Genomic DNA, 23,172 nt, shown 5'->3' with positions numbered 1-23,172 from the left:
CGACCTACATTTGAGCGGCGCTGATGGCCGCTCTGAAATAATAAGTTTTAATCCAGGGCGCGATAGACCTTTTTATTATCTTCTTTTGATAGGGTTACAACCTCACAACCTGAGAGGTAATCCTGTAATGCGCGTTTATTCTTAAAATCCACTAAAACCAGCAGGTTACCCAGGCCGAGCAGAGCGGTTAAGCTGCGCCATGCGCCTTGCCAAAAGGTGGGTAAAGAACCATCTAAACGGCGTACCTGCAAGCGCCAGGCGCGCATGCCTATGGTCTGTCCGCTTTTGCTCCAGAAATAACCAAAAAAGCTAATGCTCACCAGCACCAGGAGAATATCGCGAATAACATAAAGAGTGGTGTTTTCTTGTATTAGCGCGGCCACATCTTCGGCCTCGCCCATGGCAATCCAGCCCAGAGACACACCGCCTTGTACCAAGAGCAAAAAGACCACGGTAGTCAGCATGGCAAAGGCAATAACCACTAAGCCGTCATAGATAAGTGAAGCAAGACGGCGACCAATGCCCGCAGGCGCAGAATTCAATGACATTATGATATTTCTCGCAAACAAAATCGGCGACAGTGTAACAAAGGGGGATCGCAAAGGCGACGCTTTCCCGGTTTGGCGGGTAGGACTAGGCCGTTAAATTCAGATGAAAGATACGCAAAAAGTCCGCTTTGGTTGAATATTCGGCAGTTGACACATTAATAACATAAAACGCTTGCCGCGCTTATCATTCTTTGTATAATGCTGGGCATAGAGATGGAGGCAGATAAACAAAGCCTTTGCTCTGAAGTGGTTTTTCTTTATCTTCTCGCAGAGAAGGTCAAAGAAAAAAGATGCCAGTGTGATGGAATTGGTAGACATGACGGATTCAAAATCCGTTGCCTTCGGGCGTGGCGGTTCAAGTCCGCCCACTGGTACCACTTTTCTAACCTGCTGATTATCAGCAGGTTTTTTCTTTTCTGGGGTTCGTAAATTATCTTCATGTCCCCAATTTCAAGCTCATTTTCCTGCAACTGTGACGATTTTTTGCCACAGATTCGTTTTTCATTTTCTCGTTTTTCACAGTCTGTTAATTCCTCTTCTCTTATTGATAGTTCGTTGTAAGGGGCTAGTTTACCTAGTTGGGATGCTTGGCTTGGCCCATCAATATTTTTTGCTTGTGCGGCAAGGTATTCGCTAGAAGGGTGAGCATAGCGCTGTACCATCTCTAAAGTTTTCCAGCCTCCTAATTCTTTGAGTGCTAACAGATCGGTTCCCGCTTCAATATGTCTTGTTGCCCATTTATGTCTGAGGTCATGAAACCTTAGTCCATCTAGCATTGCTTGCTTTGTTATGCGCTTCCATAGGGCGTCTTTAATATCTTTAACGGGATTGTTAACACATAAGCGGTTACTAGCGGTATCAATCTCCCCAGCCTGTAACAACTCCATTTTCAAAATACACGAACTGGCTTTGCGCTACTCCTCTCCTGTAGACCCACTGCTGATGTGTGCCATATGAGCCAGTAGTAGAGTTTATGTCATCAGGCGCCCCCCAAGAACGCCTCACGTCGCCATAAGTCATTCCCTTTATTATGTTATTTTGCCTGATGGCTAAAAAAACTTTCCTTTCCCATTTTTGCTCATCTAGTACCGATTGATTGTGACGTAAAGCTCCTATTTGCGCTTTAGTTAACCCTCTTGGATCGGGGACGTAGGATTCTTTTATTTTCTCGGGCTTGGAATCAAAGGTGCAGGGGATTTCAGTGTAAACAACCTTGTCACCCTCTTTACATTTATAGACTGCTGCATAGGCGGGAGATATAAACAACGTAAGAACTAATATGCTAGATATTTTCATTACGAGTATTTGTGTGTTTTTTGAACAGTTGAATTATTGTTGTTTACTAATCTTAAAATATCAACTTTTAAAGGCTAAGCGGGAAAGGAAAAAACAAAGTCCCTCATTTTGCTTTGCAAATAAACAAACATAAAATCCCTCGCATGTCAGCCTAGCTTGTTGTATACCATGTAAGGCGTTCGAAATTAGCTTTCATACCGATTTAAGCATACAAATTTCAATAGCTGTGCGTAGGAATAGTTGTTGTAATTCAGCCTCGGATAATGGAAAGCGGCTTTAGGGCAGAGTCTTGTAGGTTTACTTGTGTTTTCTTGCTTTCACACCTATAAAATAGCTTTACTAAGAAGTATGGCTATAGGAAAAGGATTTCTCATGGGGAAGGTATGTCACGGGTGTGGTTACGAACGAAAAGAGACAGATGAGATTGTTCCTGATTGGGAGTGCCCTAGTTGCGGTTATGCTTACAATAAAACAGAAGCTAAATTAGCTAGGGGAAAACACCGAAGCGCTCCGGCACCTTCAAATGGTCACTTTTTTAAATCGAAGTTGTTTTGGTATGGCGTATTTCTTACCTTAGCTATTAGCACCTTATACTTGCTTTCTACCAGCGACCTTGTTTCGAAAAAAACGACTCCCAACGTAGAGCAACCCCCCAGCTTACCTCAAAATGTGAGCAGTCGAAGCGATACTAATGAGCAATCTCAGCATGTTGAAAGCTCAGCACGAAAGGTAGTTCAAGTGGATGATGCTGAGAGAAGCAGGATCAAGGTTGCAATTGCTGAAGTCGAAAATAGAGTAAGCGCACTCGACGTTGAAATTGGTAAGTATCAAGGAGGGTTAGTTCTTTCAGTCCTACTTAGTGCACAGGCGATAGAGAAGCAAACTTTAGCTATGCTTAAGCAAAAACAGGCATCCTGGTTTCACGCTATAAATTTGAATTATGAGATTGATGGTGAAATCTATAGGGTAGCGCCTGATTTGAAAAGCCAAATAACCACAGTAGAGAGTGAAATACGTTCTCTTGAGTCTGATATCGAAACCTCTCACCAAGAAGCCGACAGGTATAGTGGGGGGCTTATTCGCGCTACCTTATTATCTACAAATGCTACGCAGCAACAGACGTTAGCTATGCTACAGCAAAAACGTGTTGCCCTGATGTTTGATCTACCCCAATACATAGGCTTTCAAAAAGCGGCTTCTTCAGTAAAAACCGCTACACAACAACCACCCGCATTAGAAGAAAAAGTCGACTTTGAAATTATGTCGATTGACGCCAAAGTTACAGAAACTAATTCCACTTGGTGGAAGTTTGCCTGGAGATTGCAAATTAAAAATAACTCTAAGTCAGTTCAAGTATTTAACGCAACTATTGAATTCCTTGATTCTGAAGGTTTTGTTGTAGATGACGGGCAAGAGAACGGGCTAGTGGTTCAATCAGGAGAAACAAAAAGCTTTACTGGATATGAGCTGGTAACTGCTTCTGTAGCACGGAATATAAATTCAACCTCTGCAAAAGTACGTTTACGTTAAAGTCATAGAGTATAGCTATCGTTTTCCATAATTTTTTTCAAGTAGTGAGCGCCACGCTTGGCGTGGCACTGTTACGGGTTTGGAGTCCGCCCACTGGTACCACTTTTACAGACCCTAACCGATTTTTTATGCGTGCAATCCCTGCACTTACCCTTCTGGCTAGCCTCAGGGCCGACCTGCGGTCGTTCAAAAATATTCCCGATATATTTGTATGCGTGTAATTTACGTTGCTCGGACTTGAGCGCCACGCTTGGCGTGGCACTGTTACGGGTTTGGAGTATTCAGCCCTTCCATGGTCTTCACCCAAAGTGCTGCCTAGCGGCGTTGATAAATGCTCCCTGCATTTATGCTCCGTCCACAGGTGCCACTTTTATAACCTGCTGATTATAATTAGGTTTTTCTTTTGTGGGGTTCGTAAATTACCTTCTGGTCTCCAATTTCAAGCTCATTTTCCTGCAACTGTGACGATTTTTTGCCACAGATTCCTTTTTCGTTTTCTAGTTTATCGCAGGCTATCAGTTCGCCTTTTATATCTTTAACTGGGTCGTTATTGATATTTAGACTACCAAGGTATTAGAGACCTGTGGGTCATCTCTTTGTATAAATACTGGGTGCTCGTGCACAAGTGCAGTCTCTTGATATTGCTGTCGTTTAAGGCGATAAAGCGGAATGTTTTTGCCCAGCTATTGTGTCTATCTAGGCAGGATACTTGTTGCGTTTAGACGTTTTCCCAGGCATCTGGCTAGCAATTGATCACGCTACTAATTTTAGCTTTCCTCGCCGGCGTTTTATGAGGAACTTAATGAGGATAATGAAGTGGATTACTTTTTTGCCGTTGTTTTGTTCGCCGTTTCGTCTTCTGTGACGCCTGGACCCAATAATATTATGGTGATGACATCAGGATTAAATTTTGGTGTGAGGAAGAGCTTGCCTTTAATGGCCGGTATTTGTGTTGGCTTCACCCTGATGCTGTTACTTGTGGGTTTGGGCTTTTCGCAGTTGTTTGAAATGTTTCCTAATCTGCATTTCCTTATTAAATGTATCGGTGTCCTTTACCTATTGTATCTTGCCTATCTCATTGCCCGCTCTGCTGGTGAAGTTAATTCAGGTGCGCAAAGCAAGCCATTTACCTTTATGAAAGGTGCTTTGTTTCAATGGGTAAATGCAAAAGCCTGGGTTGTTGCTACCGGCGCAATCGCGGCTTTTACAACGGTTGGAGAGAGCTTTTATAGTCAGAATCTAATTATAGCGACAACATTTTTTGTTGTTTCGTTTCCTTGTGTGGGTGTTTGGATGATGTTTGGTTCCTTGTTAAAAAATGTACTGAATAGCCCCAAAAGCAGAGCAGTTTTCAATTACACAATGTCGGGGTTGTTGGTGTTGTCGGTTGTACCTGTGCTCAAGGAAATAGTAGAACAGCTGGCCTAATAGGAGCAGACTAGCCTTTTAAGTTCTAATACGCTTGTCTAGGGTACTGGCTGCAGCTACAGCTTATTTTCTGTAATAAACTCTTCAACTTGCGTATCTAGTTTCCCTTTCCACTGCGGCGGTAACTCATTTTCGACTTCCCTGAGCAAACGTTTTGTCGCCTTGGTTGGATTAATCTGATGTGCCGCTTTGGCCCATAGGTAGCTTTTAGCCAAAAGTTCAGAGCTCGATTCGTCGCTAGTTTGCAACTTCTTCCAGTACATTTTAGCGGTTGGAGCATAGGCTCTTTCGATGTGGCGAGATGAAGCAATTTCCATTAAATAAAGCGCTTTATTGGCGGCGGATTCGTCGCCTTGTTGCTGAGCGATAATTTGCAGATAAAGGGTCGCAAGCTTATAAGCGGCCTCCCCGGAACCGATATTGAGGGCTTGGGTATACCAAAATTCGGCTTGTTCTAAATTGAAGACCTCTGAGTTCGATAGGTAGATGTCTGCCAAGGTCACCTGAGCCTTAACCGCGTTTCGCTCGGCTGCTTGCTGACACCATTGTATTGCCAAAGGCAGGTTTCGTTCTTGCCAGGCTGTACCCAGGTATAAACGACCCAGATCACAGGCGGCTTCATAGACACCACTCTCATAGGCGCGCTTAAACCAATCGCCGGGTTTTTCATTGGCTCCTGCCCCCTGGTTTTGCATCACACAATAGCCGTATTCCTGCTGCGCTACGGGTATGTCATTTTTAGCGGCAAATAAAAATTGCTCGCACGCTTTGCTCAAGTCTTGCTCTACTTCCCCCCAGCCGTGTTTATAGAATAAGGCTGATGTGAAGTACGCCTGTGGTGAGTTTTCCTCTACCAGCTGAGAAAATATCTCAAACGACTGTGTATAGTCCTTGCGCGCGAGAGCTTCATAACCTTTTGTTAGTAACTTATCTGGATTTTCAGCACAGGTGAGAGATGGGTAAGCCAGACTACATACGAGCAAAGCAAGTCGCAACCGGCTCCCATTTGATGTGTTGTGCATTGAGTTAATTTCTCGATGGAAAAATGCCCTGAACCGCAATGACCCAGGTTACGGCGATATAGGGCATGCGATTTTCATGAGCTTGACCGCCGCCTGCGCTCTCGACCTCAGTCGAAGCAGTCAGGTTATTTTGCGCCACCAAACTAAAAGAAATGGAATCCGTGTTCATCATCACATCCGGCGCGTCGGTCGCGTATTTTCCTTCGCCAAGAGTGTTGCCCGCCGGGCTTTTCGCATCAGCTTTGCCACTAAACGCATGAAGGCTTATTACCCCATCAATGTCTATGTCACCAGACACCATAGTATTCGCCGCATGAGAGTGAGAAGGCAATTGCGTTGCTAACAGGGTGACCGATTCTGCCCCTCCACGAGCGCCTATCTGATAATTGCTCAGACCAGGTCCATTTCCCCAGCCGATGAGGGCGCGACCGCGGGTGTCGGGCAGGCCAAAGGTTGAACGTCCGTCTCCGCCATAGGTTGTTCCTACAATTGAGAATAGCGCGGTGTATTGTGAGATGGCTAATAGCTGGCCATGAGCCAACATGTATCCGCGCGGTGCAAAATTTCCTGCGAATGCACACATGCTTCCAAGCATCTGAGTTCCGTCGCCGCTGCAGGCTGAAACATTAGAGCCAAACATTAACGCCGATATTGCACTGGCAGTAACTAGCAGCTTAGTGGTGAACTTTTTCATAATCCGATTCCTTTATTAAAAAGGGTGGGGAAGTAAAATCAACGCATTACTGCTAGCGCCATAAGCAAATTCAAAAGTTTAAACATTAATCAGAAAGTGGCTGGTTGATATTTAACCTTTTCAGTATAGGAGAAATGTAGAGTTGGCACTTTGATTATCTCAATTTTTTCAACAATGCTCGTTGCTTTATCCTTTGAGACGTCATCATGGCCGTAGTGGTGGAGTGTACAGGTGTTAAAGGGTTCTAGATTAAGGCTATGGTTATTAACCCATTTCTGCGGCTCTTTCTGCTAGCTACATACGCTGCGCATTTTATTTAGGACGCGCTGCTCTTGGGCGGTGTAGCTGAGGCGGTACTTGTTCATTACCGCATTAAAACGGGCGAGGTATTCACAACGGTACTCATGCTTGGGTGGCATCCATTCGGTTGGGCCCTTGGCGCCTTTGGAGCGATTGAGGCTGTCGTCTACGGCTAGCAGGTTCTCCAGGTCGTTGGCGAAGCGCGCCTTTTCATTGCGGCTCCAATGAGCACCGCCGTGCTCGCTGGCAAATTTTAGCGGCACTATATGGTCGATGTCCAAGTCATCGTCATTGGTAAATAGTTTGCCCGAGTAGGGATCTGCCCAGGCACCGGCAGTGACTCGGCATTGCTTTTGATCATTAAAGCTTACTTGCGCTTGGGATTGAGCAATCAGCACCTCGGCGCGGGTGTCCTGGCAGTCATTATCTTCATCCAGCCAATGGGCCCAGTCATCGCGGTTGTACAGGCCACTGGCCTTGGTATTGCTAATGGTACCCGCTTGCTCATAGCCTTTTGGCAAACGGCCGCCGGCATCAAGGCAGCTGGGTAAATCGGTATAGGCAGTGAAGCTTGTGGTGCGCTGGTAGTGGGCTGAGTCCGGAGCATGGCAAATGCCGCTTTTCGACATTTTCACCGTTTCTGCCTGGCAGGCTGGGAGGGTGAATAACAGGGTGACCGCAAAAAAGGTCGAGGAAACTGCTGTTTTGCTCATGTAACTGCTTGTAGATTCTTATTATTATTGGCCGCACAATAAAGTATTTTCAGTGTTAAGTCACCACTCAAAACGGGGCTGAATGTGCCGCTTGCACACAAAAAAACCACCTTGCTACTAGAACAAGGTGGTTTGTGGTTGTGAACCAACAAAGGGATTAATCAAGCATGTAGACACGCATCATGGTGTGTGACGCCGTGCTGCCAGAGGCATCGGTCATTTGCACACGTAGATGAACAAATTCGCCGGCGGCACCATTGTTTGGCAGGGTCGCACTCCACTGACCATCAAGCATTGATACCTCGGCCTGCTGCCATGCGCTTTCAGGTAGTCGCGTAGTGACAGGGCAGTAGTTGAATGCCGAGACACCTTCAGGTAGGCAGTGCTCGCCAAAGGCGTATTGCACGCTTACTTCGCTTAGCGACACGGGCTGTGCCGAGTCTAGCTGCGCATTCAATAGCATATTGATTGCCTGACCAGCAGTAGCGCTGTTATTGATATCCACCGGGATATCATAGGTTGGCATCAGGACAGCCTGACGACCTTGCGTCTCGCTGTGGGTATTGAAGGTGTACACACCGCGGAAGAATGAGCCTAGGTTATCCTTAATGGGTGAGCGCTCACCAATGCCACGCGCATAGTACTGGGTAGTCAGTTCCACTTCGGCATTGCTGTGTGGTACTTCAAGCATGCCGTTGGTGGTGTAAACAGATTGGCCATCAAGCTTAACGCCAACCGCAGAGCTGCCTGAGTAACCACCGGTACCATCGTGACCGGCACCATCACCAAAGACGGAATAGTTGAAGTAAAGCAGGTTGGTCTGACGGGCCACCAGTGCCGAGCCATTGGTTAGCAGGGTGCCGGTACGTGGGCCTTTAAACCAGCTAGTCTGTTCTTCACCTGGGGTCATCACGCGAGGGCCATCAAAGAAACCGCCATTGGGGCCTAAGCGGCTGCTTGGCATTACAATGTTGGTCCAGGCGTTTTTAGTTGTGGCGCTATAGTATTCTTCACGCTCAATCGGCAGCATGATCATTTGTGGGCTACCGGTGGAGTAGAATTCGCCGGTGCTATTGGTCATGGCCATGACGTCGGTCCAGGCCGGACGCTCATCATTTTGTGAATGATATTGGGCGGTGACCTTCTTCATCTTATGTTCTTGCAACACGATTTGACCAGAGTCGATGGCACCATCGGTAATGTGGTTAATCGAGTAGGCATAGGGCGTACGTTCGGCGGCAATACCCGACCAGCTGATGCGGTTGTTGCCCGCTTCCACTTCTGCGGCCAATAGCTCACCTTGCTCCGAGCTGATGTTAATCACTGGCACGCGCGGTGTTCCGCCGATATTGCCCTTATAACGGCCCTGACTACCCGGACGATAATGGATTACGCCGATGGCACCGTGCTTCATGGCGTTACTTACCATGTAAGAGGTTAGGAAGTAAGGGTTAGCGACCAGAGCAATCTTGCCTTCAAGATCAAATTGTTGCCAATCTGTCGAATAACCAGCGTCACCCACGGCAACCATTTCTGCGCTGCCTTCACCATGGAACGAAAGCGCCTCGCCCTGGTTTACATAGTTCAATACCATGCCACCTTGGCTGCGTACTTCTGCTTCCGGCGCAATGGCGCGAGTGGTGATAAATGAGCGGAAGCGGCTGTCATAACCTTGTGACCAGGCATACATGTTATCAACATAATCTGGTGCCAGGTCGTAGGCGGCCAGCTTGGCATTTTTACTGTCGTCCAGGGCATAGGTGAAGCCAAATGAGAAGCCTTGAGTATCTAGAGGCTTACTGGCCTTAAAGGTCACTTCGCGGGCATCACGGGCATCGAAGTGAAGCTGGCGATCTGTGGTCAGCTTGGCATCAAGATCCGCCATCATGGTGGCCGACTCAACTAAACCCGAGGTGGTGCTATCGTTATCATAGGTCATGATATGGGCAACCACAGTGTAGTTACCGCTTGGCACGCTTACACTGGCGTGGCCATTGGTAAGTCGTACAGAGCTGCCCCAATCGTCTTCTTCGTTGATTAGGTAAACCTTAGAGGGTGTGGAAGCCGGCATACCACGACGATCGGTCACATTCAAATCAAGGTTCACTTGCGGTTGGTCGATCCAGAATGAGATAGGTACAATTACCTGCTCATCGTCTGTGCCTACCGTTTTACCAATGATCTTACCCGTAATAGCGCCGTATGCACCGTCGCGCAGGGCGATTTCGGGGTTAACCCACACCGGTAGTTGGGCCGTTTGGTTGGCGGCGATGGTGATTTCTTTTTCACCCAGACCGGCAAAGGTAGCGGGCAACTTGGTGATGCCGTCTTCACCGAGCAAATCCAGGCTTAATTTTAAAGAGATGTCTTCTGATGACAGGTTTTTTAGTGTTACCTGAGTCTCTGTATAGCTGGAACCATCGCCATGGCGGAACATAGCCAATTCCTGGTTTGGTGCAGAGATCACTGCCTGGGCAACAGCACGATTGATATCCATTGGACCTGCGCCTTGCTCAAGTACATGAGCATCGGACTCCACAGCAGAAGAAGTCAGTATTTGTTTTACCTCTTGTGGCGATAAGTCAGGACGCGCCTGCATTACGATGGCCGCACCACCGGCAACGTGAGGAGCCGACATCGAGGTGCCCGAAAGCGCCTTGTATGCTGTGGCGCCTGTACCACCCGAGGCAGCGGCAACAACATCTACACCTTGTGAGGCAATATCAGGTTTTGACGAGTGACCATCCGGTGACGGACCACGTGATGAGAATGACGCTGTGTTGTTTTCGCGATCCAGGGCGCCTACGGTCAGTGCACTTGGCGCACAGCCTGGTACACCCACTGTTTCACGAGAGAAACTGTTACCGGCGGAAATAACGAACAGGGCCTGGTCGCTCAAGGCTTCAACCATATCCACAAGTGGGCCCGCACAGCTGGTGCCGCTGCCGCCTAGAGACATATTCACAACCTGGGCGCCTTCTTCTACGGCCCAGATCATGCCATTAAGGATACCAAACGTTGAGCCGCCACCTGCGTCGCTCAATACCTTACCGACGATCAGGTCCGCACCGGGAGACACACCGGCCCACAGACCATTTGACTCGGCACCCGTGCCGGCAATGGTGCTGGCGGTATGGGTGCCGTGACCGTTAAGGTCATCCACCTTGGTGTACGGATAAATAAAGTCGCGCTGGGAAATTACCTTGCCAACAAGATCGGCATGGCTGGTATCAAAACCCGTATCCAGTACCGCCACTTTCACGCCGGCACCATTGTATTGGGCCGCCAACGGGCCGTAGGCGCCGGTAAGGGGCACGGTAGGCGTTAGCGTAGCGCTGCCTTGTGAGGTTTTATGGGCTTGCACCATGGCGTCAAGCCAAACGCCTTTAATGCGGCTGTCGCCAGAGAAACTTTGCCAAACCTGAGCGGCCTTGTCTTTGCTGATGGCAAAGGCGGCGCTGTCGATGATTTCCAGTTCGCCGGTCAGTGACACACCTTCAAAAGTGGTGGGTGTGGCGCTGCCTGCAAGGGTGCCGTCTGTGTATTCAACAATAACAGGGAGTTTATCGGTAGAGGCGTCATCATAGCCAGACTGATGTAATTTAGTGATGTTAAACAGCTCTAAATCAACGCCGTGATTATCAACCAGGTTTTGCGATTTTGCGGTCAGTACGTACTGACTATCGCCTCTGCGAAACACGCTGGTTAACTGCTCTTGACCATTTTCATCGTGCAGGCGAATACCGCCTAGCTGACCGTCCGCTTTGACAATGGCGCTGACCTTTTCGCCGGTGAGCAGGGTGAATTGCAATTCTGCCGGGGCAAGCTCGGTGGCTGCTTGGGCTGTGCCTCCCATGGCTAGCATCATTAAGGTTGCCAGGCGGGATTTGTTAAATAGTCGAGTCATGACTGTATCCTGTGTTGGTAATACATATGGTCAATCGAGCAGCTGGTTTCAGGTGAAAAGTGTTGCCGATAACCTGTGTTTGTTACGGAAAAGTTACAGTTGGGTGGGGTTTTGTTGCAATTCAAATAGTGTACAGATTTGTACTATTTGTGTGCAATTTTGTCTGCTTAAGCCTGGTTTAAATTTTTCTTTTTAAATAAAAACAAAAGACTAAAGCCCTTGTAATTTGGCATGGGCGGCTAACCAGGTACAAATGTTTGAGGCTTATTTCTTATTATTCTTGTTTGTTTTCAAATAGTGAGTCGGTGAGATGCCAAACCAGTTCTTAAAACTGCGGCTGAACGCCGAAAACTCCGAATACCCCAGGTTTAGCGCCAGGTTGGTGAGATCAGGGTGCTGTGTGACTAGCACCTGCTGGACAATATCCTTGCGTACTTGCTCCAGCAAGTCTCGGTAAGAAGTGTGTTGTTCGCTTAGCAGACGCTCTAGTTTTTTCGTATGCAGATCAAGGCTTTTAGCTATGCTCTCCTTAGAGCAGTCGCCGGTGGGCAGCAGCATGTTAATGGCATGTCGGGTCAGCACCACATAGTCCACCTGCTGATCCAATTGTAACCCTTGGAATTGATTCTCAACGATTTCAGCGAGCAGGTTTGCCGGAGCCAGGGGCTGCTGGCTTAGGGCGCTGGCATTGAAAACAATACTGTCTTTACGACAGCCTCCTTGCACCGGACACCCGAACACTTGCTCTAAATCCAGAGTGGCGGCTAAGGGTAGTTGTTGTTTAAAACCAATATGATGGGGCCGCCAGTCATTGCCCAGCATGTCTTTTAATACGCTTTGTACCAGGCTCATACTCACCAAGGGGAGTTGTGTGTACTCTTGGTGCTGGTTGATTTGCAGGCTAATGGCCAGCTCGCACAGATCCGATGTTGGTGCGCCCAGGGTCAGGTTGACTCCCTGAGCATGACGCTGGGTGTATTTGGCGGCACATTCCAGTGCTTGCAACAGGGTTGGCTTTTGCACCATGTAGGCGCCAATTAACCCCAGAGTTGATAAGCCCTGTCGCTGCCCTAGCTGGGCACCAAAATAGGGGAGCTGCAATTGCTCGGCGGTGGTTTCGAACAACTCAGCCACCTGCTTGTAGGGGATCATCAGGTCCGGATCTTTAAACTGTCCAGGCAAGATGCTTACCTGAGATAAAAGGTCCCAAGGGTTGGCGCCAAGCTTCTCTACCAGCTCGGTATAGCCTGATAAGGAGCCGATGCGGACATAGTAGGTCATGAGATCACCATGGCTTCGAGGTCAACTTTATGTCGTATTATGTCATCACCATGTCGCATTTTGTCAAGATATCCTCCTGGATTTGTAACTACTATCTAAAGTCAACTCCAGCTTATCAATGTAAAGGCATGGGTTGTTATTTCCAGTTAACGTCTAAGAGGACACTTCTATGAGCAAAATGGCAGCAGTGGCGGTACAAAACGGCCAAATTAGTAATATTGACGTGGATATACCCGTGCCTGCGGCTGGGCAAGTATTGGTAAAAAGCCTGGCCTGCGGCATTTGTGGCTCCGATTTGCACATTGCTCGCCATGGCGAAGAAGTGTTCGACATTTATAAAAAAATGGGCGCCTTGCCTGAGGATATGCCCAGCTCTGCCCCCATTATGCTGGGACATGAGTTTTGCGCCGAGGTGGTGAGTTATGGCCCACAGACATCACCGCGTTTGGCGCCCGGTACCCGGGTAACCTGTGCGCCAATCTTGCTGACGCAAGGCGGTGCTGGCGTTGGGGTTACCCCAGGCTTAAGTGGCGCCTATTCAGAATACTTTATCCTTGATGCCGATTTGCTTCTGGAAGTGCCGGCTCATTTAAGCTCTTTGGCCGTGACTATTACCGAGCCCTTAGCGGTAGGCGTGCATGCGGTGAATCGCGCCGATATCGACCGCGATTGTGTGGCCCTGGTCGCAGGCTGCGGCACCATAGGTTTGGCCACCATTGCGGCGTTGAAACACCTGGGTGTGAAAGAGATAGTTGCATCTGATCTTCAGGCCAGCAAACGTGCCGTTGCCGAGCAATTCGGCGCTTTGCACACCATTGACCCGAGTCAGGACGATGAAGTGAAATTTACCAGTGAACTGGCTCAGGGTCGTCGTGTGGTGATTTTTGAGTGTGTGGGCATTCACCAGCTGATCAACGGTTTTATCGAGCGCGCGCCCGCCAATTCTACCCTGGTCATTACCGGCGTACACACAGCTATGACGCAAGTGAACTTTGGTTATGCCACGGTCAAAGAAATGGACATTAAATTCTCTTATTACTACTCGGTTGAGGAATTTGCCACCGCGTTGCAAATGCTCGCCAGTGGCGATATCGCCTGGGAAAAAATGTGTACGGCAACGGTCGGCATGGACGGCATTGCCGAGGCTTTTAACACCCTGTTAAAGCCCAATGACCACATTAAGGTGATCCTTGAACCCGGTCGCCAAGGTGCATTGACCCCTTTTCACCAAAATTAAAAATTGGGCAGTTCGCTGCCCCTAACTCACAATAACAATAAGCCATTAAGGCACAGCAACAAGCAAGAGGAACACACTATGGCCTTACCAGATATGGTTAATCATCTAGAGCACCTGTTATGTGTGCACACCGAAGAGCAGCAAATCGTTAAGAATGCACTCCCTGGGGTGCATTTATATCCTTTGGTGTTGGATGTAGAAAACGGGCTTTGGGTATTGCGGGTACAGTTTGAACCCAATGTAACCTTACCCAAGCACTTTCACACCGGCATCGTTCATCTTTATACCATGAGCGGCTGCTGGCACTACCTGGAATACCCGGACGATAAGCAAGTGGCCGGTAGCTACCTGTTTGAACCCGGTGGTTCCATTCATACCTTTCATACTCCGGCGAGTAATGAGGGGGTAACCGACACCTTTATGGTGGTGCAGGGCGCGAATATCAATTTTGATGCCGACGGTAACTACGTCAACATCATGGATGCGGGCTGGATAGAGCAGGCCATGTTGGCGGCGGCTAAAGAGCAGGGCATAGTACCTAGATACATCAAGCCAAAAGCAAGCTATGATTTTTCCGACAAATAAAAAGAATAAAAAGCGAGGAAACCTATGCTTGCACAACTACATGAGTATCAAAACCTAGATCAATTTATTTCGTCCGCTTGCCAGACTTATGGCGATAAGGACGCCTTTACCAGCGTGGGGAAAACTCTCTCCTTTGCTCAGGTGGATGCACTGGCAGAGCAATTGGCTGGCTATTTTTATGGTCAAGGACTGCGAGCCGGGGATCGCATTGCCATTCAATTACCTAATGTGAACCAATACCCCATTGTGGTTTATGCCGCATTTAAACTGGGTTTAGTGGTGGTCAACACCAACCCCTTGTACACACCCAGGGAAATGCTGCATCAATTTAATGACTCCGGAGCCAAGGCCCTGGTGATCCTGAGCGATCTGTATCCCAAACTGGACGCTATTTTGGCCGAGACGCAGATTGAGCTGGTGATTGGCACCGGCGCCGCAGATTTATTGCTTGAGAGCAGTGACCCTGTAGCCGAGCACTGTGTAACCTGGCATCAGGCGCTGGCTCAAGGGCAGGGCGTGCACTACCCCCGCTCCAGTGCGCAGCTGGATGATGTGGCGGTGCTGCAGTACACAGGTGGCACCACCGGGGTGTCGAAAGGAGCGCAGTTAACGCATAAAAACCTGATTGCCAATTCCTTGCAAACCAAGGAAGCCTTTTCTGACCGCTATGATGATGCCAGCGAGATATTTGTATGCCCATTGCCGCTGTATCATATCTATGCTTTTACCCTGAGCATTTTGATCAATACCGCCTCGGGCAATCATTCCGTGCTGATCCCCAATCCGCGCGACTTGGATGCCTTTGTTAAAGCTATTAAACCTTTTCGCTTTACCTGCTTTGCCGGCATAAACACCTTGTTTGTGGGTTTATGTGCGACAAGGAATTCACACAACTGGATTTTTCCAGTTTGCGCTTAACCTTATCAGGTGGCGCCGCCTTGACCACAACCGCCGCCAGTGCCTGGGCCAAGGTGACAGGTTGCAGCATCTCCGAGGGTTATGGCCTTTCGGAAACCTCTCCCGTGGTCACCCTGAATCAACCAGGCAAGGAGCAAATCGGCACTGTCGGTTTGCCGCTGCGTGATACCGAGGTGGAGCTTTGGGATGAGAATGACAAGGCGGTGGCCGACGGCGAAAGCGGGCAAATTGTGGTGCGTGGCCCTCAGGTTATGAAGGGCTACTGGAATCGCCCCGAAGAAACAGCCAAGGCGCTAACCGCCGACGGTTACTTTAAAACCGGTGATGTCGGTATTCGTCTGGCTAACGGCGCCATAAAGGTGGTTGATCGTCTCAAAGACATGATCATTGTCTCTGGCTTTAATGTCTACCCGAATGAGGTCGAAGATGTGCTGGTAAGTCACCCGGCGGTGTTTGAGGCGGCGGTGATCGGCAAGGCCGATGAGCGCACCGGCGAAGCGGTGCATGCCTTTATCACCATAAAGCAAGATGTCGACGAGCAGGAGTTGCAAGCGTTTTGTCGCGAGCAGCTTACCAACTACAAGGTACCCAAGCATATACATATTCTCGAAGAGCTGCCTAAATCCACCGTGGGCAAAATCCTCCGTCGGGAGTTAAGAGACGAGGCTTAATAGTCACCCAAGCCCATAAAAAAGCCCCAAACAATGGGGCTTTTTTATTAACGATTATTTAAGGCCTAGCTAATGGCTAACTATCATAGCCTGGGTTATTGGCATCGAGCAGGCGCAGCAGTGCCGGCCAGGCCAGGGCGCCGCCCAGGCCTTTAGTGACCGCCTGGGTCTGTCCCTGGATCCCATCGATAATCGGCTGAGGTACATGGATCAGCTGCTCAGGGTCTTGGTTGGTGCGCGCCTGTATGGCACAAGCCGACTCCAGTGCATACATAAACAAGAAGGCGTCCGCCACAGTGCTACCCGTCGTTAGCAGACCATGGTTACGTAGGATCAGAAAGTTATTGCCTTGCAAGTCTGCAACCAGGCGCTCTTTTTCCTCCGGGTTTAGGGCGATACCCTCATAGTCGTGATAGCTCAGGCCGCTGTGCACCACCACCGCCTGCTGCGAAATGGGTAAGAGTCCGTGCTTGCTGGCCGACACTGCCACGCCATTGGCGGTATGGGTGTGAATAATACAGTGGGCGTCATCGCGGGCTTCATGGATGCAGCTGTGGATGGTAAAGCCAGCGGGGTTCACTGGGTAGTCACTGTGATGCAACTTGTTGCACTGCTGATCGACGCGGATCAGCGATGAGGCGGTGATCTCATGAAACATCATGCCATAGGGATTAATTAAGAATTGATCCTCGGTACCGGGCACGCGCATGGATATATGGGTGAAAATTAAATCGTCCCAGCCAAAGTGGGCGATCAATCTATAGGCCGCGGCGAGTTCAACTCGCGCTTGCCATTCTTGTGGTGAAACCTGTTCTTTCATTGTTATTCCTTATTACCAGGGACCTTTACCAAGGAACCTTGCGGGTGATGATGTCTTTAAACATAACCCAGTCGCCGAGAAAGCTGTAAAACGGGTAGGTGAAGGTGGCCGGTTTATTTTTTTCAAAAAAGAAATGGCCAACCCAGGCAAAGCCATAGCCGATAATCGGCAAGGACCACAGCCACACATACTGGCCGCTAATGATGGCTGCCGCCAAGACCGCCAGTACTAAGGTGCTGCCAAGCACATGCAGGCGTCGGCATACCTTGTTTTTATGCTCTTGCAGATAATAAGGATAAAACTCCTTAAAGCTGCTAAAGCCTTCTTTATCAGAGACATGACCCATGGGTGTCCTCCTGTTGAGTTAATAACCGGCGTGCCTTAGTCATTATTTTTATAGTTAACCGCTAAGAGGGTTGCACCTAATTAAGCACGCCCATTAACAATATGCTGGAATTTCGCTCTGCGCTTGCTATTGTGGGTCTTATATTTGATTTTTTAGGTCAGGCGATGCGAACAATTTCATCCTGGTGGGTCAGTGCCATGGCCGAAACCTTCAAGTGGCATGGCTTGCCCATAACCCCCTTGTTTAATGAGGCCAATATTGCCCTTGACTCGCTTACGGTAAAGGAGAGTCGCTATCCCCAAAGTAATGTCAGCATCTTGTGGCATGCGGCGCAAATGGCCATTGAGCAGCGCGGTGAGCAGCTGAATCTCGGCATCGCCGTCGGTGGAGGCATGAATGTGCGGGCAATTCCTGTGATCGGTTTGGCCTTATTAAAACAAGACTGTGTTTTAAGCGCTTATAAACTGATCCTGCGTTATCAAAAGCTGATAGGCGACACCACTAATGCCCAGCTTATCGAGCAGCAAACGGGGCAGGCTCTGCTACGCTTTCACTTTGCCTCCAATACCTGTGCTATCGGCACGCAGAGTTATGAGGCAGCAATGGCGTTTTGTGTCAAAATAGCCCGTACCGTGGCCGGTAAGCAGTGGCGGCCGAACCTCGTCTGCGTGCAGCGCCGCGAACCCTGTGAGGAGCTCAAGCAGTATTTTAATTGTGCCATCGAATACGGTGCGCCTCACCATGAGATACATTTTCAGGCCAATGCCCAAGTAGTACACGTCCAGCTGCAACAAGGCATAGTGGCCGAAAAACACAAGGCCATCAGCCAGGTGCTGATACTCCTATTAGAGCAGCAACTGGCCAGTGGCGAGTTGAGCTGTAGAAGCATGGCGCAGATGTTGAACATGAGTGAGAAAACGCTGCAGCGGCGCCTGAGCGCAGAAGGTACCAGCTATCGCACCTTGCTCGATGCCCTGCGCCAAGAAAAAAGCTGTGCTCTGCTACGGGAGTCAAACCTTAGCCTCAGTGAAATAGCCTACCTGTGCGGTTACAGCGAGCTTAGTGCCTTTCATCATGCCTTTAAGCGCTGGTTTGCCGTCTCACCGAGTGAGTATCGTAGTGAAAAACGTTTTTTGTATGCCCCCAAAGAGGAAGTAATCTACGGCGAGGAAGCACTGAATGAATAATTTAGTTATATCTAATAACCAGCCCGCCGATTTCGGGGATAGCGCGTTTGCCGCCAGATCCGTTACACTTATAGAATTAAGTAGTTAGTCAATACTAGGAAACCGCCATGCGTCATGAGATCTGGCAGCAATTAAGAGAAGAAGCGAATCAAGTCGTTACCAAAGAGCCCTTGTTGGCATCCCACGTTTATTCTTGCGTGCTTAATCATGATTGTTTGGGCTCGGCGCTCAGTTTTATTGTTGCCAACAAGCTGGCCGATGCCGTGGTCTCTGCCTTTACCATCCGCGAGCTGTTCGATCAGGCCTTTGTTGAATGCGATGCCATGTTGACCCATGTGGCCCACGACATTAAAGCGGTGCGCGATCGCGACCCGGCGGTGGACACCTACCTGATGGTGATTTTAAACCTAAAGGGCTTTCATGCCATTCAGGCGCACCGTTTAGCTCATTGCTTATGGCGCCAAGGCCGCAAAGAGTTGGCGCGCTTTATTCAAAGCCGCAGCTCGGAAGTGTTTGGCGTGGATATTCACCCGGCCTGTAAGGTAGGTCATGGCATCATGTTTGACCATGCCACAGGTATTGTGGTGGGTGAAACCGCTGTGATTGAAGACAATGTGTCTATTTTGCAGTCTGTGACCTTAGGTGGTACGGGCAATGAGTCTGGCGACCGTCACCCGAAAATCCGCGCCGGGGTATTAATTGGTGCCGGGGCCAAGGTGCTGGGTAATATCGAAGTGGGCGAGGGTGCCCGTATCGGTGCCGGTTCTGTGGTGCTTAGCCCAGTGCCTGCGCACACTACAGCGGTTGGCGTACCTGCTAAAGTGGTGGGTCGTCCGGATTGTCCTTGTCCGGCCGAGTCCATGAACCAAAACTTTTTGGATGACGAACCGGAAAATAAATCCCATACTAGTGCCATGCTCTAAAACTGAACAGCAGGGAAAGTATGGCAAAGAATCAATTGGTTATGGCCGTTTCAGCGGCCTTTTTTGTGGGTCTGGGATGCGGCTATATGCTGTTTTCCGACACCGAACAACAGCTCACCGCAACAACCCACAATAGCCTAGTAGCTCAGGCTGGCTTGCTTCCTGCTCCAGCGCCTGTAATTCAACAGGGTCAAAGTGAGATGATAAACAAGGCCGAGATGAGTGCTGAAGAACCAGTTCAGGAAGATCTGTTTCTCGGTGAGCCGCCTACTGGCGAAGCTGCAAGCACAGAGCCGGAAAATGCGAGCAAAATCCCGGAAGAGAGCGAGCAGTTGGAACAACAACTGGCTCAGGCGCGCCAGGAAATAAAAATGTTACAGCGCGCCTTAAAAGGGCCGGAGAAAATGGAATCTCAGCTACAAGAGTTGTTTGCTCAGGAAGTCCGTGATGAAAGCTGGGCCTATCTGACGGAAACCCAAACCAGTGATTTTGTTTACAGTGAAGGTTTTGGCGATAAGATCGCCCTAGACAAGGTGCAGTGTAAAAGTACCGTGTGTCGTATTGAGTTTTCCGTTTTGGATGGCGCCGAGCATGATCCGCGTACCGATTGGCGACAGATTCAATCACGCCTAGATAAGCAGCCATGGTGGCGCCAATTTCAGCGCACCAGTGCGGTGAGTTCAGATGGCTCCCTCAGCTTTTGGGTTGAACGCAAACCACCTGAGTCATAATTTCCCCGTCGGCAACCACGGTCGTTAATTGCTGCTGTGGTTGCACCTGATGCACCGACTTCACAATTCCTTGTTCACTTTTGGTTATGCTATAGCCCCGGGCCAATACCGCCAGCGGGCTGATGCTATCGAGTCGGGCCGCCAATTGCGCAAGCTGAGACTGAGCCTGATAGAGCTGCTCTTTTTGCACCGCCACCAAACGCGTAGACAACTGCTGCAACTGGTATTTCGCCGCCGCCACCTGAGTACCCGGGTTGGCGCGTTGCATACGCATATTAAGCTGATTTAAATTACGTTGCTGGTGGCTTAAGCGTCCTTCCATGGCATGGTGCAGGCGCATTTGCAGTTCATCCAAGCGTTGCTGCTGTTGCATTAATTGATTGGCTGGGTGCTGCTGCGCCAAGCGGCTTTGCAGTCGTTGCAATAGCTGTGAGCGCTCATGCAACTGATGACGCCAGGCGCTGTAAAGGTGCTGCTTTTGATGCTGTATGGCTTGCTTGAGCTGATTGCTGTCTGGGCTCACCAGCTCCGCCGCTGCCGAAGGCGTGGCGGCGCGAATATCGGCAACAAAGTCGCTGATGGTGGTGTCGATTTCATGGCCGACGGCGCTGATTACCGGTAACTGGCTGTTAAAGATGGCATGGGCGAGCTGCTCGTTATTAAAGCACCAGAGATCTTCCAGGCTGCCGCCGCCGCGACCGACGATCAGTACATCCACTTCATTACGGGCATTGGCCAGTTGCAGCTTGTCGATTATCCCCTGATGGGCGGTGTCGCCTTGCACCTGACAGGGATAAATCACCACCTCTAATTGCGGTGCCCGACGTTGTAACACGGTTAAGATGTCTTTGATGGCGGCACCGGTCGAGGAGGTGATCACCCCGACCTTGTTAATCGTGCTGGGTAAAGGTTTTTTATGTGCCGAGCTAAACAGACCTTGTGCCGCAAGGCGCATTTTCAGTGCCTCGAATTCTTGTTTTAAGGCGCCTTCGCCGGCGGCTTCCATCTGTTCGACAATAACCTGATAGTCGCCACGGGGTTCGTACAGGGATACTCTGGCTTGTACCTGCACCTGGTCGCCGTCTTTGGGGCGGAATTTGGCGTAGCGATTATTACCGCGCCACATGGCCGCGCGCACCTGAGATTTATCGTCTTTTAGCGAGAAGTACCAATGCCCTGAGGCGGGGGCGACAAAGTTGGAAATTTCACCACTAAGCACAATCGAGGCAAAGCCACGTTCCAAAATGGTACGGATCTCGCGATTGAGTCGAGACACAGTATAAACGCCCTGGTTAGCGGCAGAATTTGATTGTGAATACATAGTGATAAAGCGCCTGGGGGAAACTTGAGGCAGTTTATCATAAATAAAGCGCAAATTTTATTTTACTCGTGCGTACATCGCTGATAAAATGCCGCCGCAACTCCACCCAATCACCAATTCGTGAGAAGTTGCCAATGCTTAGGATCGCTAAAGAAGCTTTAACCTTTGATGACGTACTATTAGTACCAGGTCATTCAACTGTATTACCACATACAGCAAACCTTAAAACTCGTCTAACCAAAACAATCGAACTGAATTTGCCAATCGTTTCTGCGTCTATGGACACAGTTACCGAAGCGCGTTTAGCGATTGCGTTAGCACAAGAAGGTGGTCTTGGCTTTATCCACAAAAATATGACCATCGCTGAGCAAGCAGCGAATGTTCGTAAGGTAAAAACTTACGAAGCGGGCATAGTTTCTCACCCTGTTACTGTCACTGCTGATCTGACTATCGCAGGTGCCTTAGAGTTAGCACACGATAAAGGTTTCTCAGGTTTCCCTGTTGTTGATACCGATAACAACCTAGTTGGTATCGTAACAAGCCGTGATATGCGTTTTGAAACCAAACTAGACCAGCCAATTTCGACAGTAATGACGAAAAAAGACCAGCTAGTAACGGTAAAAGAAGGTGCGGACCGCGAAACCATTCTAGGTCTTATGCACGAGCACCGTATCGAAAAAATCTTAGTTGTTAATGATGACTTTAAACTCAAAGGCATGATCACGGTTAAGGATTACCAAAAAGCACAAGATAAGCCAAACGCATGTAAAGACGAGCAAGGCCGTTTACGTGTGGGTGCTGCTGTTGGTGTTGGCGCAGGTACCGATGAGCGTATCGCTGCATTGGTTGAAGCGGGCGTTGATATTTTACTTATCGATACCTCGCATGGCCATTCACAAGGCGTTATCGACCGCGTTAAAGCAACACGCGAAGCTTTCCCTGATTTACAAATCGTTGCCGGTAACGTAGCAACGGCTGAAGGTGCGGTTGCATTAGCTGATGCCGGTGCAAATGCCGTTAAAGTAGGTATTGGCCCAGGCTCTATCTGTACGACTCGTATCGTAACTGGTTGTGGTGTACCACAAATTACCGCGATTTCAGATGCTGTTGAAGGCTTACAAGGCCGTGATATTCCGGTAATCGCCGACGGTGGTATCCGTTTCTCTGGTGATATTGCTAAAGCACTTGTTGCTGGCGCGTCACTGGTAATGGTTGGTTCAATGCTAGCCGGTACAGAAGAAGCACCAGGTGAAGTTGAACTTTATCAAGGCCGTTACTATAAGTCATACCGTGGTATGGGTAGCTTAGGCGCAATGAACCAAAAAGAAGGTTCATCAGACCGTTACTTCCAAGATGCTAAATCAGAAGAAAAGCTTGTACCAGAAGGTATTGAAGGTCGTGTAGCATATAAAGGCCCAATCGCTAATATTATTCACCAGCAAGTGGGCGGTATTCGCAGTGCCATGGGTCTAACTGGCTGTGCAACGATTGCAGAACTAAATACTAAGCCGCACTTTGTACGTGTTACTGCCGCAGGTATGGGTGAATCACACGTACATGATGTGCAAATCACCAAAGAAGCGCCAAACTATCGTCTAGGCTAATTGCCACTTTAGACGAAAACAGGGCTAGCAAGTTGCTAGCCCTTACTAATTTCTGATTAACGAAAAAGCATTAGCGTTAATCCAATTTCATTTAATTTAGATGAGATCGC

The 23,172-nt window shown here is 49.1% G+C and carries 18 protein-coding genes, 1 tRNA gene and 2 pseudogenes; 10 read left to right on the top strand and 11 right to left on the bottom strand.

All coding sequences use genetic code 11. The features are described from left to right. Positions 1-47: 47 nt before the first annotated feature. Positions 48-548 (bottom strand): RDD family protein, encoded by a 501-nt coding sequence (locus C2M24_RS02890; RefSeq protein ID WP_105213255.1) that lies wholly within the window; start codon positions 546-548, stop codon positions 48-50. A 292-nt stretch (positions 549-840) separates the two neighbouring features. Here C2M24_RS02890 and C2M24_RS02885 point away from each other — a divergent pair. Then, a tRNA-Leu gene (locus C2M24_RS02885) sits at positions 841-925 on the top strand. Positions 926-1,195: 270 nt separating this feature from the next. On the opposite strand, the pseudogene C2M24_RS16215 reads toward C2M24_RS02885, so the two are convergent. Together C2M24_RS16215 and C2M24_RS02875 are read right to left on the bottom strand one after the other, a co-directional pair. Next, positions 1,196-1,435: pseudogene (locus C2M24_RS16215) on the bottom strand (tyrosine-type recombinase/integrase); the annotation flags it as partial. Then, positions 1,407-1,844 (bottom strand): hypothetical protein, encoded by a 438-nt coding sequence (locus C2M24_RS02875; RefSeq protein ID WP_105213254.1) that lies wholly within the window; start codon positions 1,842-1,844, stop codon positions 1,407-1,409. The pseudogene C2M24_RS16215 and the gene C2M24_RS02875, both read right to left, overlap by 29 nt. Positions 1,845-2,216: 372 nt before the next feature. On the opposite strand from C2M24_RS02875, the gene C2M24_RS02870 reads away from it, so the two are divergent. Both C2M24_RS02870 and C2M24_RS02865 read left to right on the top strand, forming a co-directional pair. Then, a complete protein-coding gene (locus C2M24_RS02870) occupies positions 2,217-3,374 on the top strand; it encodes a hypothetical protein (RefSeq protein ID WP_105213253.1) in 1,158 nt (385 codons plus the stop codon). 816 nt (positions 3,375-4,190) lie between these two features. Next, on the top strand, positions 4,191-4,802 hold the full coding sequence (locus tag C2M24_RS02865) for a LysE family translocator (protein WP_105213252.1): 612 nt from the start codon (positions 4,191-4,193) through the stop codon (positions 4,800-4,802). Positions 4,803-4,858: 56 nt separating this feature from the next. Here the strand turns inward: C2M24_RS02865 and C2M24_RS02860 are convergent, their stop codons facing one another. From C2M24_RS02860 to C2M24_RS02840, 5 genes are all read right to left on the bottom strand, one after another. After that, positions 4,859-5,824 (bottom strand): tetratricopeptide repeat protein, encoded by a 966-nt coding sequence (locus C2M24_RS02860; RefSeq protein WP_105213251.1) that lies wholly within the window; start codon positions 5,822-5,824, stop codon positions 4,859-4,861. Between the two features lie 4 nt (positions 5,825-5,828). Continuing rightward, entirely contained in the window at positions 5,829-6,518 is a 690-nt protein-coding gene (locus C2M24_RS02855; protein ID WP_105213250.1) for a phage tail protein, read from the bottom strand. A gap of 290 nt (positions 6,519-6,808) precedes the next feature. Then, the gene (locus C2M24_RS02850) at positions 6,809-7,531 is read right to left on the bottom strand and encodes an HNH endonuclease family protein (protein WP_105213249.1); all 723 of its coding nucleotides are present in this window, start codon (positions 7,529-7,531) and stop codon (positions 6,809-6,811) included. A gap of 157 nt (positions 7,532-7,688) precedes the next feature. Beyond that, the gene (locus C2M24_RS02845) at positions 7,689-11,438 is read right to left on the bottom strand and encodes a S8 family serine peptidase (protein WP_105213248.1); all 3,750 of its coding nucleotides are present in this window, start codon (positions 11,436-11,438) and stop codon (positions 7,689-7,691) included. A 264-nt stretch (positions 11,439-11,702) separates the two neighbouring features. Then, the gene (locus C2M24_RS02840) at positions 11,703-12,719 is read right to left on the bottom strand and encodes an AraC family transcriptional regulator (RefSeq protein WP_105213247.1); all 1,017 of its coding nucleotides are present in this window, start codon (positions 12,717-12,719) and stop codon (positions 11,703-11,705) included. Positions 12,720-12,888: 169 nt separating this feature from the next. On the opposite strand from C2M24_RS02840, the gene C2M24_RS02835 reads away from it, so the two are divergent. The 3 genes and pseudogenes from C2M24_RS02835 to C2M24_RS16325 all read left to right on the top strand — a co-directional run bounded on the left by C2M24_RS02835 (position 12,889) and on the right by C2M24_RS16325 (position 16,130). Beyond that, complete coding sequence (locus tag C2M24_RS02835) at positions 12,889-13,956, top strand: zinc-binding dehydrogenase (protein WP_105213246.1); 1,068 nt, start codon at positions 12,889-12,891, stop codon at positions 13,954-13,956. A gap of 78 nt (positions 13,957-14,034) precedes the next feature. Beyond that, positions 14,035-14,541, top strand: a complete 507-nt coding sequence (locus C2M24_RS02830; protein WP_105199646.1) for a 2,4'-dihydroxyacetophenone dioxygenase family protein — start codon at positions 14,035-14,037, stop codon at positions 14,539-14,541. A gap of 24 nt (positions 14,542-14,565) precedes the next feature. Next, positions 14,566-16,130: pseudogene (locus C2M24_RS16325) on the top strand (AMP-binding protein). A gap of 76 nt (positions 16,131-16,206) precedes the next feature. Here the strand turns inward: C2M24_RS16325 and C2M24_RS02820 are convergent. Together C2M24_RS02820 and C2M24_RS02815 are read right to left on the bottom strand one after the other, a co-directional pair. Beyond that, positions 16,207-16,950 carry a class II aldolase/adducin family protein gene (locus C2M24_RS02820; protein WP_105199648.1) on the bottom strand — a complete coding sequence of 248 codons (744 nt, stop codon included), beginning with the start codon at positions 16,948-16,950 and terminating at the stop codon, positions 16,207-16,209. A 25-nt stretch (positions 16,951-16,975) separates the two neighbouring features. Next, positions 16,976-17,296: a DUF962 domain-containing protein gene (locus tag C2M24_RS02815; protein ID WP_105199649.1), complete on the bottom strand. Its 321-nt coding sequence runs from the start codon at positions 17,294-17,296 to the stop codon at positions 16,976-16,978. Positions 17,297-17,460: 164 nt separating this feature from the next. Between C2M24_RS02815 and C2M24_RS02810 the strand changes: the two genes are divergently transcribed. From C2M24_RS02810 to C2M24_RS02800, 3 genes are all read left to right on the top strand, one after another. Next, a complete protein-coding gene (locus C2M24_RS02810) occupies positions 17,461-18,483 on the top strand; it encodes an AraC family transcriptional regulator (protein WP_158683681.1) in 1,023 nt (340 codons plus the stop codon). Positions 18,484-18,590: 107 nt separating this feature from the next. Beyond that, positions 18,591-19,406, top strand: coding sequence for a serine O-acetyltransferase (cysE, locus tag C2M24_RS02805; protein WP_105199651.1), 816 nt, complete (start codon positions 18,591-18,593; stop codon positions 19,404-19,406). A gap of 20 nt (positions 19,407-19,426) precedes the next feature. Further along, on the top strand, positions 19,427-20,137 hold the full coding sequence (locus C2M24_RS02800) for a hypothetical protein (protein WP_105213244.1): 711 nt from the start codon (positions 19,427-19,429) through the stop codon (positions 20,135-20,137). Here the strand turns inward: C2M24_RS02800 and xseA are convergent. Beyond that, positions 20,100-21,458: an exodeoxyribonuclease VII large subunit gene (gene xseA / locus C2M24_RS02795; protein WP_105213243.1), complete on the bottom strand. Its 1,359-nt coding sequence runs from the start codon at positions 21,456-21,458 to the stop codon at positions 20,100-20,102. The two genes, C2M24_RS02800 and xseA, sit on opposite strands and share 38 nt — an antisense overlap. Before the next feature lie 134 nt (positions 21,459-21,592). Between xseA and guaB the strand changes: the two genes are divergently transcribed. Continuing rightward, positions 21,593-23,062, top strand: coding sequence for an IMP dehydrogenase (gene guaB, locus C2M24_RS02790; RefSeq protein WP_105199653.1), 1,470 nt, complete (start codon positions 21,593-21,595; stop codon positions 23,060-23,062). The last annotated feature ends 110 nt before the right edge of the window (positions 23,063-23,172 follow it).

It is taken from the genome of Pseudoalteromonas sp. T1lg22 (genome assembly GCF_002964645.1).
Classification (GTDB): Bacteria; Pseudomonadota; Gammaproteobacteria; order Enterobacterales; family Alteromonadaceae; genus Pseudoalteromonas.
The sequence above is the reverse complement of the archived record's forward strand: the minus strand, read 5'-3'. Positions and strand labels throughout refer to the sequence as shown.